General features: G+C 72.9%; 11 protein-coding genes and 2 pseudogenes. 1 reads left to right on the forward strand and 12 read right to left on the reverse strand.

Features of this window, described 5'->3' with window-relative positions; all coding sequences use genetic code 11:
- Window positions 1–10: 10 nt before the first annotated feature.
- The 5 genes and pseudogenes from ACZ3YL_RS32700 to ACZ3YL_RS32720 all read right to left on the reverse strand — a co-directional run bounded on the left by ACZ3YL_RS32700 (window position 11) and on the right by ACZ3YL_RS32720 (window position 6,729).
- Window positions 11–265, reverse strand: coding sequence for a hypothetical protein (locus ACZ3YL_RS32700; protein ID WP_188306221.1), 255 nt, complete (start codon window positions 263–265; stop codon window positions 11–13).
- A gap of 233 nt (window positions 266–498) precedes the next feature.
- Window positions 499–636 (reverse strand): annotated as a pseudogene (locus ACZ3YL_RS32705) (family 1 glycosylhydrolase); the annotation flags it as partial.
- A 70-nt stretch (window positions 637–706) separates the two neighbouring features.
- Complete coding sequence (locus ACZ3YL_RS32710; protein ID WP_188306244.1) at window positions 707–3,328, reverse strand: SpoIIE family protein phosphatase; 2,622 nt, start codon at window positions 3,326–3,328, stop codon at window positions 707–709.
- 259 nt (window positions 3,329–3,587) lie between these two features.
- Window positions 3,588–5,639, reverse strand: coding sequence for a SpoIIE family protein phosphatase (locus ACZ3YL_RS32715; protein ID WP_465660900.1), 2,052 nt, complete (start codon window positions 5,637–5,639; stop codon window positions 3,588–3,590).
- Window positions 5,640–5,886: 247 nt separating this feature from the next.
- Window positions 5,887–6,729 (reverse strand): hypothetical protein, encoded by an 843-nt coding sequence (locus ACZ3YL_RS32720; RefSeq protein ID WP_223242609.1) that lies wholly within the window; start codon window positions 6,727–6,729, stop codon window positions 5,887–5,889.
- A gap of 250 nt (window positions 6,730–6,979) precedes the next feature.
- Between ACZ3YL_RS32720 and ACZ3YL_RS32725 the strand changes: the two are divergent.
- Window positions 6,980–7,207, forward strand: a pseudogene (locus tag ACZ3YL_RS32725) (hypothetical protein); the annotation flags it as partial.
- 138 nt (window positions 7,208–7,345) lie between these two features.
- Here ACZ3YL_RS32725 and ACZ3YL_RS32730 read toward each other — a convergent pair.
- The 7 genes from ACZ3YL_RS32730 to ACZ3YL_RS32760 form a co-directional block, all read right to left on the reverse strand.
- Window positions 7,346–8,707, reverse strand: coding sequence for a GH1 family beta-glucosidase (locus ACZ3YL_RS32730; protein ID WP_465660902.1), 1,362 nt, complete (start codon window positions 8,705–8,707; stop codon window positions 7,346–7,348).
- A gap of 138 nt (window positions 8,708–8,845) precedes the next feature.
- Window positions 8,846–9,589, reverse strand: coding sequence for an alpha/beta fold hydrolase (locus tag ACZ3YL_RS32735; RefSeq protein WP_188306225.1), 744 nt, complete (start codon window positions 9,587–9,589; stop codon window positions 8,846–8,848).
- Between the two features lie 102 nt (window positions 9,590–9,691).
- Complete coding sequence (locus tag ACZ3YL_RS32740; RefSeq protein WP_465660905.1) at window positions 9,692–10,573, reverse strand: hypothetical protein; 882 nt, start codon at window positions 10,571–10,573, stop codon at window positions 9,692–9,694.
- 76 nt (window positions 10,574–10,649) lie between these two features.
- Complete coding sequence (locus tag ACZ3YL_RS32745) at window positions 10,650–11,405, reverse strand: class I SAM-dependent methyltransferase (protein WP_188306227.1); 756 nt, start codon at window positions 11,403–11,405, stop codon at window positions 10,650–10,652.
- A gap of 3 nt (window positions 11,406–11,408) precedes the next feature.
- Window positions 11,409–12,167 (reverse strand): SDR family oxidoreductase, encoded by a 759-nt coding sequence (locus ACZ3YL_RS32750; RefSeq protein ID WP_465660907.1) that lies wholly within the window; start codon window positions 12,165–12,167, stop codon window positions 11,409–11,411.
- Window positions 12,155–13,024, reverse strand: a complete 870-nt coding sequence (locus tag ACZ3YL_RS32755) for a TauD/TfdA family dioxygenase (protein WP_317621182.1) — start codon at window positions 13,022–13,024, stop codon at window positions 12,155–12,157. The genes ACZ3YL_RS32750 and ACZ3YL_RS32755 overlap by 13 nt, the downstream gene beginning before the upstream one ends.
- Window positions 13,024–14,310, reverse strand: a complete 1,287-nt coding sequence (locus tag ACZ3YL_RS32760; protein ID WP_188306229.1) for an aspartate aminotransferase family protein — start codon at window positions 14,308–14,310, stop codon at window positions 13,024–13,026. Before ACZ3YL_RS32760 ends, ACZ3YL_RS32755 begins: the two co-directional genes overlap by 1 nt.
- Window positions 14,311–14,410 lie beyond the last annotated feature (100 nt).

Genomic DNA, 14,410 nt, shown 5'->3' on the forward strand with positions numbered 1-14,410 from the left:
GGTTGTCTCCTCAGCGAATGCCGTCGGCACGGTCGGCCCACGGGTCGTCGGTCGGGTCGGTCCACTCGATGACGTCGACCTGGCGCGTACCACGCGATTCGATCACCAGGACGGACGTCCCCTTCGGCAGGGGCTCCTCCGACCAGGCGAGGAAGGACTCCGAACCGCCCCTGATCTTCACCAGGACCTCACCAGGGCCGGCGGCTCCCCTGGTGCCGATCACCAACACCCCCGGGCAACCGATCACGGCCTGGTCCGACACCACCGGCGACCCCTTCTCTTGTCGAACGTCGCGCGACCACCGTGGCAGCAGCTCGCGTCGGCGGCGCACAGGCGCACGACCGGCTTACCGTACCGAAGCAACGCTGATTCCAGGGTGTCACGTGACGCTCGCGCTGTCGAAGGGATGTGCACGAGTGCGTTCGGCCGCACCGGGCCTCCACGGCACACACATCGATACTGACGCGACGTCAAAAAACGTGGCTGCGGCGAGTTCCCTCACTCGACCCACCTCCCGCACCGGGCGCGGTGGGCGGCGATCAGGTCGCGGTACCAGGCGTACGAGGCCTTCGGGGTGCGCCGCTGCGTCGCGAAGTCGACGTGGACGAGGCCGAAGCGCCGGTGGTGGCCCTCGGCCCGTCGAACGGGGTGTCATCGTACGGTGCCTGGCGGCTGTTCTGCGACGGGACGTTCGCCGGCTGCTCGCTCACGGGCCGGATGTCGGGACGCCCGGTGGCAGGTACTGCTCGGCCCAGATGATCTTGCCCTCGGGGGTGTAGCGGACGCCCCAGCGTTCGGTGAGCTGGGCGACGAGGAACAGGCCGCGGCCGCCCTCGTCCTCCTCGACCGCGTAGCGCAGGTGCGGGGCGGTGCTGCTGCTGTCGGAGACCTCACAGATCAGCGCGCGGTCGTACAGCAGCCGCACCCTGATCGGTCCGGTCGCATAGCGGATGGCGTTGGTCACCAGTTCACTGAGCACCAGTTCGGTGACGAAGGCGGCCTCGTCGAGACCCCACTCGGCGAGCTGTCGGGTGGCCTCGGCGCGGGCCTGGGCCACGGCCTCCGGAGCCGGGGCCACCTCCCACTCGGCGGTCCGATCGGGCTCCAGCACGCGGGTGCGGGCGACGAGGAGGGCGATGTCGTCGGTCTGACGGTCAGGCAGCAGCGCGTCGAGCACGGCGTCGCAGATCGCCTGGGGCGATCGGTCGGGGCGGGCCAGGACGGCCGTCAGGATGTCCAGGCCGACGCCGATGTCACGGGTGCGGTCCTCGACGAGGCCGTCGGTGTAGAGGATCAGGCTGCTACCCGGTGGCAGCCGCACCTCCGTTGCTTCGAAGGGCATCCCGCCCAGGCCGAGCGGCGGGCCGTCGGGGAGGCCGAGGAGCTCCACCGTGCCGTCCGGGTGGACGAGGGCGGGCGGGGGATGGCCCGCCCGGGCCAGCGCACAGGTGGCCGTGCTGGGGTCGTAGATCGCGTAGAGGCAGGTGGCGCCGGTGATCGCGAGCTCACCCCCGGCCGCGGCCGCCTCCTGGTCGATGTGGGCGACCAGATCGTCAAGGTGTCCGAGGAGCTCGTCCGGCGGCAGGTCGAGGGTGGAGAAGTTCTGGACAGCGGTACGCAGGCGGCCCATGGTCGCCGCCGCGTGCATGCCGTGGCCGACCACGTCGCCGACGACGAGCGCGACCCGGGCGCCCGGCAGCGGGATGACGTCGAACCAGTCGCCGCCGACCCCTGCCTGGGCGGGCAGGTAGCGGTAGGCGACGTCGAGGGCACTCTGCTCGGGCAACGCGCGCGGCAACAGGCTGTGCTGCAGGGTGACGGCCATCGTGTGCTCGCGGGTGAAGCGGCGGGCGTTGTCGACGGACACGGCGGCCCGGGCGGCCAGCTCCTCGGCCAGGGAGAGGTCGTCATCCTCGAACGGGCCTCTGTCACGGCCACGCCAGAAGCAGGCGATGCCCATCAGCACACCCCGCGCCGTCAGCGGAACGGCGATCAGCGACGCCAGGCCGAATTCCAGCACCGCCTGGGTACGCTCGGCATCCTGCATGCGCCACCCGGCATCGGCCGCCAGTTCGGGGACCAGCGCGGATCGCCCGCTGACGAAGCCCGCCGCCTGCGGGGTACTCCCCACCCATCGGACCAGCGTGCCCTGGGGGTACAGCGGCGAATCGTCCCGGATGCCCGCGAGCGCCACCCGCCGCAGCTCCACCGTGGCACCGACCGTCAGGGTCTGCGGCTCCTCGCCCCGCAGGACCGCTTCGGCGAGGTCGACGGTGGCGTAGTCGCAGAATTCCCGGGAGGCCGTCCCGGCGAGTTCCTCCGCGGTACGCCGGACGTCCAGGGTGGTGCCGATGGCCATGCCGGCCTCGTACAGCAGCCTGAGCCGACCGCGGGCGACCTCGGCCTTCCCCGCGAGGGCGCGCAACTCGGTGGAGTCGCGCAGGGTGGTGACGCTGCCGGGCGGGCCTCCCCCACTGTCGGTGGGGCGGTTGTTGACAGCCAGCAGGCGGTCGCCCACGGGGAGCACCTCGTCGGTGACCGCGCACTCGGAGAGCAGCAGTTCGGTCGTACGGGGGTCGAGGCCGAGGTCGGTGACAGCTCGCCCCTCAGCGTCGGAGGGCAGGTCCAACAGCCGGCGCGCCTCGTCGTTGGCGAGCAGGACCCGGCCGTCGCCGCTGACGATGGCCACGCCCTCGCGCACCGCGTGCAGCACCGCGTCGTGGTGCTCGTACATCCTGGTCATCTCCTGCGGCCCCAAGCCGTGGGTCTGCCGCAGGAGACGCCTGCCCACCAGCGCAGTACCGGCCGTGGCCAGGCCGAGCGCGACGGCACCGGCGCCCAGCACGACCGGCAGCTGGCGGTTCACCGTGCTGCTCACGTTGGCGACCTTCATCCCGGCGGACACGATGCCCACGACCGCACCGTGGGTGTCCTCCACCGGAACCACCACCTGGTACTCCAGGCCGAGCGGGCCGTGCACCTGCTCGACGGTGACTCGGCCCTGCAGCGACGGCCCGATGGTGCCGACGAACTTCTTGCCGATCTGCTCCGGCTGGGGGTGGGTGTAGCGGATGCCGTTTCGGTCGGTCACCACGATGAAATCGACCTTGGCGTCCTTGCGGGCCGCTTCGGTCAGGGGCTGGAGCACCGTGCTGGGATCGGGGCCCTGCATCGTCGCCACCAGACCGGGGCCGTGGGCGAACGCCTCGGCCGCAGCGAGCGAACGGTCGCGCGCTGCGGCGAACCGGTCGCTGCGAGACTCGATCAGAAGTGCGACGACCGCCGCCACCACGAGCAGCAGCACGATCAACACCTGGAGGAGGAACATCTGACCGGCGACGCTGCGGATGCTCGTCACCGACCGCAGCCGCCGCGCCGACGGCTCCCCCGGAATCGGACTCGGATGCCGCCGCCCGCCATGACCACCCGCTCGGCCCGGCACCCGGGGCGCGGGGCCCGTGTCTCTCGCCATACACCCATGGTCCCGCCCCGGACAGCGCGGGACACGCCGCACGGGGCACCTCGCCCGAGCACCCCCTGGTACGCCCCGCCCGCAGGCCGCGGAAGCGGCCCCGCTCCGTCATGGCTCAGCGGGGGACGGAGCGGATCAGCAGCAGCGCGACGTCGTCGGTGCGGTGCTCTCCGTGTCCGGCCCGATCGACGAGCGCGTCGGCCAGCCGGTCGAGTGGTTCGCCGCCGTGGCGGGCCAGCGTGGCGGTGAGGTCCGCCAACGCCTGGTCGAGGTCCGTACCGGGCGTCTCGATGAGGCCGTCGGTGTACAGGACCAGAGTGGTGCCGATCGGCAGGTCGATGCGGATCTGCGGGTAGTCGGCGGCGGGGTCGACGTTCAGCACCAGGCCGACGGGCGGCTCCAGCGCGTCCGCCAGGCCGTCCGGGCGGTATCGCAGGGGCACGGGGTGACCGGCGTCGGCCAGCCAGGCCTCACGGCGGGCGAGGTCGACGCGAAGGTAGACGCAGCTGGCCAGCAAGGCGGTCTCCAGGTCGGCCACCAGGCGGTTGGTGCGGGAGAGCACGGTGCTCGGATCGGCATCGGCCGCGGCGAAGGCACGGACAGCGGTACGGACCTGGCCCATCAGCGCGGCGGCGTTGACGTTGTGGCCCTGGACGTCGCCGATCACCACGGCCACGCTGTCAGGCCCGACCCGGATGACGTCGTAGAAGTCGCCTCCGATGTCCATGCCCTCCGTGCACGGGAGGTAGCGGGCACTGATCTCCAGGCTCGGGACGTCCGGCAGTGCACGGGGCAGCAGGCTTTCCTGGAGGCCGTGGGCGAGACCGAGCTTGGTGTCGTACAGCCGGGCCCGGTCCAGGGCCTGGGCGATCAGTCCGCCGAGCGAGGTGAGAACGGCGCGTTCCTCGAGATCGAAGTGGTGCGGCTCGGCGAAGGCCAGCACGCAGGTGCCGATCAGCCTGCGCGAGGTCACCAGCGGCAGATAGGCCCAGGCGGCCATCCCGTCCTGCGTCTCGGGGCGGCCCGGGTAGACCCGCTCCAACTCCGCACGGGTCTCGAAGTACGCCGGTACGGGGTTGGTGGACGCCCGGACACCGGGCGTGGGCTCGGTCAGCGGAGTGCCGTCGAACTGGTCGACCAGGCCGGGCGGGTAGCCGCGATGGCCCACGATGCGCAGTCGGCCTCCTTCCGCCATCAGCACCGCCACGGCTCGGCCGCCGAACGCCGGCACGATCTGCTCCGAGACCATGCTCACCACGTCCTGCACGCTGACGGCCTCGGTCAGCGCACCGGCGAGGTGGAGGAGGTGGTAGAGCGCCCCGGGCCGGGTGTGCCCCGCCCGGGGCGCCCCGGTGGGCCGGGCGCGGTGGGCGGCGTCGGCGGTGACGATCCGCGCGGTCAGTCCGGACGGGCCCGGGAAGAGCTCAAACGACAGCCACCGGTCCGGCGGCCGCATCGCCACGAAGAAGGTGGACTGCCCGCTGATCACCGCGGCCCGGTAGTGGTACTCGTACACCGGGTCCCGCAGCCACGGCAGGACCTCCCACGGCCTCGCGCCCAGCAGCCGCTCGGCCGGCTCGCCCAGCAGCTCGGCGGCGGCCGGTGTGACCACGGCCAGCCTGCCGTTCAGATCGATGGCGCAGATGCCCTCGGGAAGCCGTGCCGCCATCGTGGTGAGCTGGGCGACGGAACCGCGCTCCGCCACCTCGGGGCGCGGGCCGGCCCGGACCGGACGTCCTGCCTGGGCTGCCTCCGCCAGCGCCTCGGTCAGGAGCGCGGCGAACGCGCCGAACGCGTCCCGTTCACCGGGCGACATCTCGGGGGGATGTGCCGCGGGCCAGAGCAGGAAGACGGCCCCGTACGCGGTCCTCCGCCTGATGAGTGGGGCGACCGCGAGGCAGAACGCGTACGGCATGGCGACCGCGATCCTCGGATACCTGCGCGCCATGTCCTCCGCGCCGCCCACCCAGACGACCCGGCCGCTGCGCACCGCCTCCGCCACCGGTATCGGTGCGGTCAGGCCGACGCGCTGCCACGGCCTGGTGAACTGCCGGGCAGCCCCCAGTGTCAGAGCCAGTTCGAGCAGCTGCCGGTCCTCGGACAGCAGATAGAGACCTCCGATGTGCGCATCGAGCCGGGCCGGCGCGGATCGCAGGATCTGCGCCATCGCCTCAAGGCCCTGCCCGGCCGACGCCTCGGCGGCCTCGTGTCCGGGCCCTGGCGACGGATGCCACGGTACGCCCATCACGATCACCCCATTCGAGCCGACCGGTGAACCCGTAGGCCCCCTCCCATAGTGGCCCGGTCTGGCCCCCGCTACTCGCCGCCCGTCGTCGCCCCCGCCACAGACAGGAGTCCTGTGTCGCCCCGCGTAGCCACCGGAGTGCCGACCGGTGGCCGTCGACGGCAGGGTGTCAGGTCAGCGCCCTGGACCGCCAGTAACCGAACCGGTCGAGCGGGTCACCGTCGAGTGTCCACGGCCAGGCGGTGACCGTGTCGCCGATCAGGCCGAAGGCGTCGGCACACTCGCGCACGCGGCCGGCCTGGACCATGGCGAAGGCGAGCAGGTTGAGGTCGGCCAGAGCGGCCGCGTGCCGCAGGTGGCCGGGACGCGGCCAGCCCGCCAGAGCGGTCTCCAACGCGGTGGCGGCCCGGTTGTTCTCCCACTGGCGGCGGACCAGCAGGGCCTCGACGCCGCCCCGGGCGGCGATGCGGGTGTGTTCGTCGACCAGTGCGGTCAGTTCCACGCCCACGGCCGGTGCGGTGGCCGGCACCGAGGCCCGAACAGCGTGCACGAAGTCCAGCTGACTGCTGCGCGAGCCGCACTCCTCCGGCGACAGGTAGCGCAGCATGTGCAGATGGGCCTCACGGTTCCAGGGGTCGCGCGCTGTCACCTCGTGCCAGACGGCGAACACCTCTCGCGATTCGGCGCGCGTCAGACGCAGGATCCCGAGCAGCACCACCCACGGCGTGGGGTCGTCGGGAACGGCGGCGGCGGCACGACGGCAGCATTCGGCGGTGGCGGGGGCGTCCTCCATCCGCCCCGCCCACCGGCCACGGCACAGCTCGACCCACGCCTCGAAGACCTGCGGGTCGGCACCGCGCGGGCGGCGCGTCCGCCAGGAGCGGGAGAGCGCCGAGTGCGCAGCCGCCTCGGCGAGCACGGCGAAGCGGTGCGCGCGACGGTCCCAGTCCGTACCGGCCCCGTGGAGCAGCCGCTCGATCTGGTCGATCTGAATTCCGTGCTGCCCCGGCATCGCGGGTGAATTCAGCTGTCGCCGCACGCGACCGAGTTCAACGTCGTCGAGTTCCGGCCGCAGGCGCGGGCCGGAAGCGCGAAGTCTTCGAAGGATCGACACGCGCCGCAGCCTAGGCCACCGGTCGAATTTCAGAAACCCCCGAAAGGAAACCGATATGTCCAGCAGATTCCGGTGACCCTACCGCCCCGTACGGCGACCAGAAGGGGCACGGCGGGACTCGACTCCGACCCCTCGGACGGCGGTTGCGGACCGAGAGTCGGCGGGGCCCCGCAGGAGGGCCTGGAGATTATGCGGGGGCACGACTCCGGCCGTCACGCACGACCGCTGGTTCGCCCGGCCCGTCGACCGGTTCACGGTCTTCGGCCCGGACGGCGTCGCGCGGGAGACACCCGAACCGGTGCGGGCCGAGCGCAAGGTCGAACGGGCTCACCGAGCCCGCGATCTGACATTCAGTCGGCAGCTCATTGGCAAATGATTCACTGAATTTCTCCCACCATTCCCGTTCGCACCGCGTACGGAGTGAGGCGCTTTTGTCCCAGCAGACCGTTCCCGGCCATTCCCTCCGATCGTTGCGTTCGTCTGCGAGGCCCTGCGTTCGGGCATCAACACCGTGCTACAAGGGAGTTACCAGCCCCTGTTTCGCATGTCGCGCCTTGTGGGCAGCGATCAGGTCGCGGTACCAGGCGTACGAGGCCTTCGGGGTGCGCCGCTGCGTCGCGAAGTCGACGTGGACGAGGCCGAAGCGCTGGTGGTAGCCCTCGGCCCATTCGTAGTTGTCGAGGAGGGACCAGGTGTAGTAGCCGCGGATGTCGACGCCTTCGGCGACGGCCTGGGCGACGGCGTCGAGGTGGGCGGCGAGGTAGTCGATGCGGGGTTGGTCGGGGTCGGTGGACTCCTCGACGGAGCAGCCGTTCTCGGTGATGGTGATCGGCGGGAGGGCGGTGCCGTACACGTCGCGGAGGCCGAGGAGGAGTTGGCGCAGGGCGTCGGGGACGACGGGCCAGCCGAAGGCGGTGTGGGGGACGTCGGGGATGGCGACCAGGTCGAAGGGGAGGTCCGGGTTGCTGGGGGCGGCGACGCGGGTGGGGTTGTAGAAGTTGACGCCGAGGCCGTCGAGTCCGGGGGCGTGGATGAGGTCGACGTCGCCGGGGCGGATCGCGCCGAAGATGTCGTCGGGGACGCCGAGGGCGGAGAGGTCGGGGTAGCGGCCCAGCAGGACGGGGTCGGTGAACAGGCGGTTGTGCAGGGCGTCGTAGGCCCGGGCGGCGGCCGCGTCCTCGGCCGAGGGGGAGGCCGGCTCGACGGGGGTGAGGTTGTTGGAGAGCATCACCTCCAGGCCGCGGTCGTGGAGCAGGGAGGCGGCGAGGCCGTGGGCGAGGAGTTGGTGGTGGGCGGCCGGGAGGGCCTCGAACATCAGGGTGTGGCCGGGGGCGTGGGTGCCGAGGGCGTAGCCGAAGACGGTGTGGACGAAGGGCTCGTTGAGGGTGATCCAGGTGGGGATGCGGTCGCCGAGGCGGTCGGCCATCACGGTGGCGTAGTCGGCGAAGCGGTAGGCGGTGTCGCGGTTGAGCCAGCCGCCGTGGTCTTCGAGGGCCTGGGGGAGGTCCCAGTGGAAGAGGGTGGGGAGGGGGGTGATGCCCGCCTCCAGCAATGCGTCGACCAGCCGGTCGTAGAAGGCGAGTCCGGCGGGGTTGACGGCGCCCGCGCCCGTGGGCAGGACGCGGGGCCAGGAGAGGGAGAAGCGGTAGCCGTCGAGCCCGAGGTCCTTCATCAGGGCGACGTCCTCGGGGTACCGGTGGTAGTGGTCGCAGGCGGTCGCGCCGGTGTGGCCGTCGCGGACGGCGCCGGGGCGGGCCGCGAAGGTGTCCCAGACGGACGGGCCGCGGCCGTCCTCGTCGACGGCCCCCTCGATCTGGTAGGCGGCGGTGGCGACGCCCCAGCGGAAGCCGGGCGGTAGGTCGAGACGGTCCGGCATGGCGGCCTCCTCCTGGTAGCACACGAGGGCAGAACATGAGGGTGACTCATGTTACCGACGCGTCACCGAAACACCAGAGGCGCGCCGGACAACGGGAGGCCGCAAGGGGGATGTCCTCATGTGGCGCGTACCGCAACGCTACTGACAGCGCCTCAGCTGGTCGGTGCCGTGTTCGCCCGACGGGCCGTCGGCGGCAGCGGAGAGCAGCAGGTGGGCGAGGTCGGTCGGGCGGGAGAACATCGGCCAGTGGCCGGTGTCGAGTTCGGCCAGCCGCCAGTGCCCGCCGGTCAGCAGTGCGGCCACCTCCTCGTCCGGTTCCGCCCCGGCGAGCAGGCACTTGACGTAGGTCGTGGGCAGGTCGGCGAGGGGGCCGGTCAGGGTGGCGGGTTCGGTCAGGGTGGCGCCCGGGTGCGGGGTCGCGCCGGCGAGGATGCGGGCGGTCTGTTCCTCGGAGAGGCCGTGGCCCGCGAAGTGTTCGGCCTGCCCGCAGGGCCAGAAGCCGCCGTTGTCGGCGATCGTTGCCGTCAGTGCCGCGCCGCCGTCGGGCCAGCCGGCGGCGAAGGACCGGCCGTCGACGGGGACGTCGGAGTCGACGAGGACCATCCGGGCCAGCCGGTCGCCGATCCGCTGCGCCGCCTGGCCGACCGGGACGCCCGCGTAGCTGTGGCCGACCAGCACGACCTGGCGCAGGTCGTGGCGCTCGACCTCGGTCACGATGTCCTGGACGTGGGTCCGCTGCCCGGCCGGCAGGCCGCGTTTGTCGGCCAGCCCGGACAGCGTCAGCGGGTGGACGGCGTGGCCGGCCGCACGGAGGTGCGGGACCACGTCGTCCCAGGCCCACGACCCGAGCCGGGCTCCGGCGACCAGTACGAAGTTCACCATCGCCGCACCGTAGCGGAGCGGCCCGGCGGCCGTCGTGCGGATATCCGCCGGGGGCAGCCCGGTTGCGGTCGGTCGCCGGCGACGGCGACGGCGACGGCGGGCTCAGGCTCCGGCCACGGCCGTGAACTCGGCGGTGTGGACGGCGTCGCCGTGCTTGAAGTCGAGGTAGAGCCGGTACGGGCCCGCCGTGGGGGCCACCGCGTGGAAGGTGATGTCCGGGCCTGGCGCGGTGGTGCCGTCGCCGGGTTCGCCGTCGGGGTGGACGTGCAGGTAGGCGAGGTCGGCGGCGCGCAGGGCGACCAGGTGGCCGTAGGCGGCCAGGTAGGGCTGGAGGTCGGTGACGGGGGCGCCGTCGCGCGTCACGGTGAAGGTGAGCGGAGCGCCGTTGCCGGCCGCCAACCCGCCGGTCAGTGTGACGGTGTAGCCGTCGACGGTGGCGGTGGCCGAGGCCTCCGGCAGCGGCCGGCCGGTCGTCTCGCCGGGGAGGGTGAGGTCGACGCCGAGGGTGAGCGGGGCGGCGCCGACGGCCTTGAAATCGGCGTACGCGTGGTAGGCGGCGGGCCCGTCGAAGGGGCCGGCGACGCGCCAGGTGCCGTCCGCGTCCAGCTCGGGGTGGACGTGCCGGTAGCCGGAGAGGTCGTGGCGGACGACGATCAGGTGCAGCAGGGCCTCGTGCTGCGGCTCGTACCCGGTGACGGGCTTGCCGTCGGGCCCGGTGATCCGGAAGGTGAACTCGCCCTCGGGGCCGACGGTCTCCGGTATCAGGGTGTAACCCTGGTCGGAGGCCGTCAGCCCCTGCGGAGCGCCGTGGCCGTGGTGGCCGCCATGACCGCCATGACCTTGGTGCCCGTCGTGGCCGTGGTGCTCGACGTGCCCGTCGTGCCCGTCGTGCCCGTCGTGCCCGTCGTGCCCGTGGTGCTCGTCGTGTGCATGGTGCTCGTCGTGCTCGTGGTGCTCCTGCTCGTGGTGCTGATGCGTGTTCATGTCGGTCATGAACGTGGCCCGTGGCACCCGCGTTCCCCACAGGCGTTCCGCTGCCGGCGAACCACGCCGGCCGCCCTCAGGCCCCCCGCTCCCGGTGCCGCCACCGCACCGGGTCGACGGCCACCGCCGCACCCGGGGCGGCGGGCGCGGTCAGCGCCGGGGTGCGGTACTCCGCGCAGGTGAGCACCAGCATCTCGTCGTCCCCCGGCTGGAACTCGTACGCCACCCGCTCCACCCGGCTCCCGATGCCGACGCCCGCCAGCCGCTCCAGCAGCCGCTCCAGCCCCGGGTACCGCTCCCCGGTGTCGTACACCATGACCGGGAAGAGCCGGACCTCCCGCCGGGCCACCCGGGCGAGTTCCAGCAGCGCGGCCCGGACGAGCTGCTCGCCCAGCCGGTTGCCGTACGAGAAGACCAGGTGCGAGCTGAGCACCAGGTCGAAGGAGTCGTCCGCGAAGGGGAGTTCGGGCAGCGCCCCGGTGACGTAGCGGTCCGGGCGGGCGGCGATGTCGGCCCGGAACAGCCGGGCGTTGGCGGTCCACTGCCGGATCATGTCGTCCGCGTCGGCGTACCAGGACCGGGAGTAGCCCGCCGTCTCCTTCACCAGCCGGTCCCGCTTGTAGCCGGTCTCCCGTTCGACCAGCAGGCCCAACTCCTCACGGTGCAACGCGTATTCGCGGTCAACGGCGACGGCGTCGATCCCCCGTCGCCCGGCTTCCGCGACGAAGCTCGCCGCGCCGGCCGGGCAGTCCAGGACGCGCCCGGCGAGGTCGCGGTCGGTGAGCGCGAACATCGCCCGGTACTCCGCGAAGGAGCGGGCACTGACCAGCACGGTTCAGCCCCTTCCGACGAACGGCATGGTGCTCGGCAGCACCACCAGGGACTGGATGGTGGTGTCCGGCGGCTGCGAGGCCATCAGCAGCAGCGCCTCGGTGAAGCGCTCGACCGGGATGGTCGCCTCCACCGCCATGGTGCCGTCGGCCTGCATCGCGGCCGGCTGCGGCCCGCCGTCCGGCGGGGCGACGTTGCCGACGTCGATCTGCCCGCAGGAGATGCCGTACGGGCGGCCGTCCAGGGCGAGCACCTTGGTGAGGCCGAGGACGGCGTGCTTGGCGGCGGTGTAGGCCAGGGAGTTGGGGCGGGGCACATGGGCCGAGGGCGCGCCGTTGTTGATGATCCGGCCGCCCTGCGGGGTCTGGGCGCTCATCAGCCGGAAGGCCTCCCGGGCGCACAGGAAGCTGCCGGTCACGATGGTGTCCAGGACGCGGTTCCAGTCCTGGAAGGGCGTCTCGGTGATCGGCCGGCGCGGGGCGGCGGCGCCCGCGTTGTTGAACAGCAGGTCGAGCCGGCCGTAGCGGTCGCGGACGGCGTCGAACAGTCGGGCGACCTCCTCCGGGCTGCGGATGTCGGTGGGCACCGCCAGCACCCGTTCCGGGGCGACGGCCGCGAGCGCGGCGGTCGCCTCCAGCGCGTCCTTGCGGCGCCCGGCGAGCACCACCGTCCAGCCGGCGCCGAGCAGGGCGAGCGAGGAGGCCCGGCCGATGCCGCTGCCGCCGCCGGTCACCAGGGCCACCCGGGGTTTCACGGCGTCCATGTCTCCCCCTCGTTGAGCCAGATCCGCAGCATCCGCCGGGCGTACCGGCCGGGTTCGTCCACGTACGCCGAACGCCCGTGCAGCACACGGCTGTTGCGGATGATCAGCAGGTCTCCGGCGGCCATCGGCAGGCCGAAGGCGATCTCCGGCCGGTAGAGCACCTCGTCCAGCACGCCGAGCGCCTCCCACTGTCGATCCGTCAGTTCCGGTCCGCCGCGGTCGGGCGAGGAGCGGACCGTACGGGTCTGGTAGTAGCAGCCGATCGTGCCGTCCTTCCGGGGGTACAGGATCGGGGTGACGATCAGCTGCGGGCCGGCCCGGCCGGTGCGGTCGAAGGTCCAGTCCTCGCCGAGGGTGGCCAGGGCGTCCGGCCGTTCCCGCCCGATCAGGTCGTGGACGTGCCGGGCGCTCGCCAGCTTGGTCAATCCGCCGCCACGGTAGGAGGGTTGGAGGCAGAGCAGGATGAGCAGGTCGCAGGTGTCGCAGTGGAAGCCGAGTTCGGTGTTGCCGTCGCCGTCCTGGTCGCGCAGTACCGAGGTGAGGTCGCCGCGGCCGTTCTGCGGGACGATCCGGCCGTAGTCCCGGAGCAGGAAGGCGAGCGCCTCGGTGATCTCCGGCTCGGGCCGTGCCGGGTCGACCAGGTTGGCGACATGGGTGAGCCCGACCGAGTCGACGCTCTCCCGGACGAAGGCCCGCAGCCGCTCGCGCGCCGGCGCGGCGGCGCCCCAGCGGCCGGCCCGGGCGTCGGCCCAGAGCAGCTCCCGCTCGTCGTCGCCCAGCGGCAGCGACCACATCTGCCGCCGGGCCTCCAACTCCAGGCTGCTCCAGCCGATCTCGGTCACGGTGTGCTCGTTCACTACGCCTCCTCCGGCCGGGCCCCGGCCGCGACGGCCTTGGACCAGAGCGCCAGTGCCTCGTCGGTCTGCGCGGCCGTGACGACCAGCGCGGGGATCATCCGGACCACGTTGAGGTGGATCCCGCAGAGCAGGAGCAGCAGTCCGAGGTCGGCGGCGGCCCGCTGGACGCGCAGGGCGGCCGCCGGGTCGGGTGAGCCGTCCGGTCGGCAGAACTCGCTGGCCGCCATCAGTCCGAGGCCCCGGACGTCGCCGATGCCGGGCGCCCCGGCGGCGACCGCCCGCAGGCCGTCCAGCAGCCGGACGCCCTGCTCGGCGGCGTTCTCCACCAGCCGTTCCTCGCGCAGCACGTCCAGGGTGGCCAGCGCGGCGGCGCAGGCCAGCGGGTTCCCGCCGTAGGTGCCGCCCTGGGAGCCGGGCCAGGCGCGCCGCATCAGGTCGGTCGGCGCGGCGAGGGCGGACAGCGGCAGGCCGCTGGCCAGTCCCTTGGCGGTGATCAGGACGTCGGGCCGGAAGCCCTCCTCGTCCGGGCGGGCCGGCTCGTACTGGTGGGCCCAGAACCGGCCCGTGCGGCCGAAGCCGCTCTGCACCTCGTCCACCACCAGCAGGAAGCCGTGCCGGTCGGCGCGCTCCCGCAGTCCGGCGAGGAACCCGGCCGGGGCGGGGACGTAGCCGCCCTCGCCGAGCACCGGTTCGACGAACAGGGCCGCCGTCTCGGCGGGCGCGGAGACAGTGGCCAGCACCTCGTCCAGCCCGCGCAGGGCGTGTGCCACCGCCTCCTCCTCGGACAGGCCGAGCCGGAAGGCGGCCGGGAACGGCGCCACCGCGACCCCGGGCACCAGCGGGCCGATGCCCGCCCGGTAGCGGATCCCGGCGGTGCTGAGCGCGGCCGCGCCCATGGTCCGGCCGTGGAAGGCGCCCTCGAAGACGATCACGTTCTGCCGCCCGGTGGCGTGCCGGGCCAGCCGCAGCGCCGCCTCCACGGCCTCGGTGCCGGCGGTGGCGTAGCACACCGAGTCCAGACCGGGCGGCAGCACCTCGCCCAACCGTTCGGTGAGGGTGAGTAGTTGGTCGTGCAGCACGGTGGTGTACTGGCCGTGCAGCAGCCGGCCGGCCTGTTCGCGGACGGCCTCGACCACCCTGGGGTGGCAGTGGCCGGTGCTGGTCACCCCCACTCCGGAGGTGAAGTCGAGGTAGCGGCGGCCGTCGGCGTCGTAGAGGTGGAGGCCTTCGCCGCGTACGGCGACGACGGGGGTGGCCTGCTTCAGCACGGGGGAGAGCTGGGACAACGGAGTCTGCCTTCTCTCGGAGCCTGTCGGGTCGGAGCCTGTCGGAGGTGAGCTGTCGGGTCGGGTCTCACGCCGGGTCGGGCCGGTCAGCGGGGCGGGT

It is taken from the genome of Kitasatospora sp. NPDC023176 (assembly GCF_055560495.1).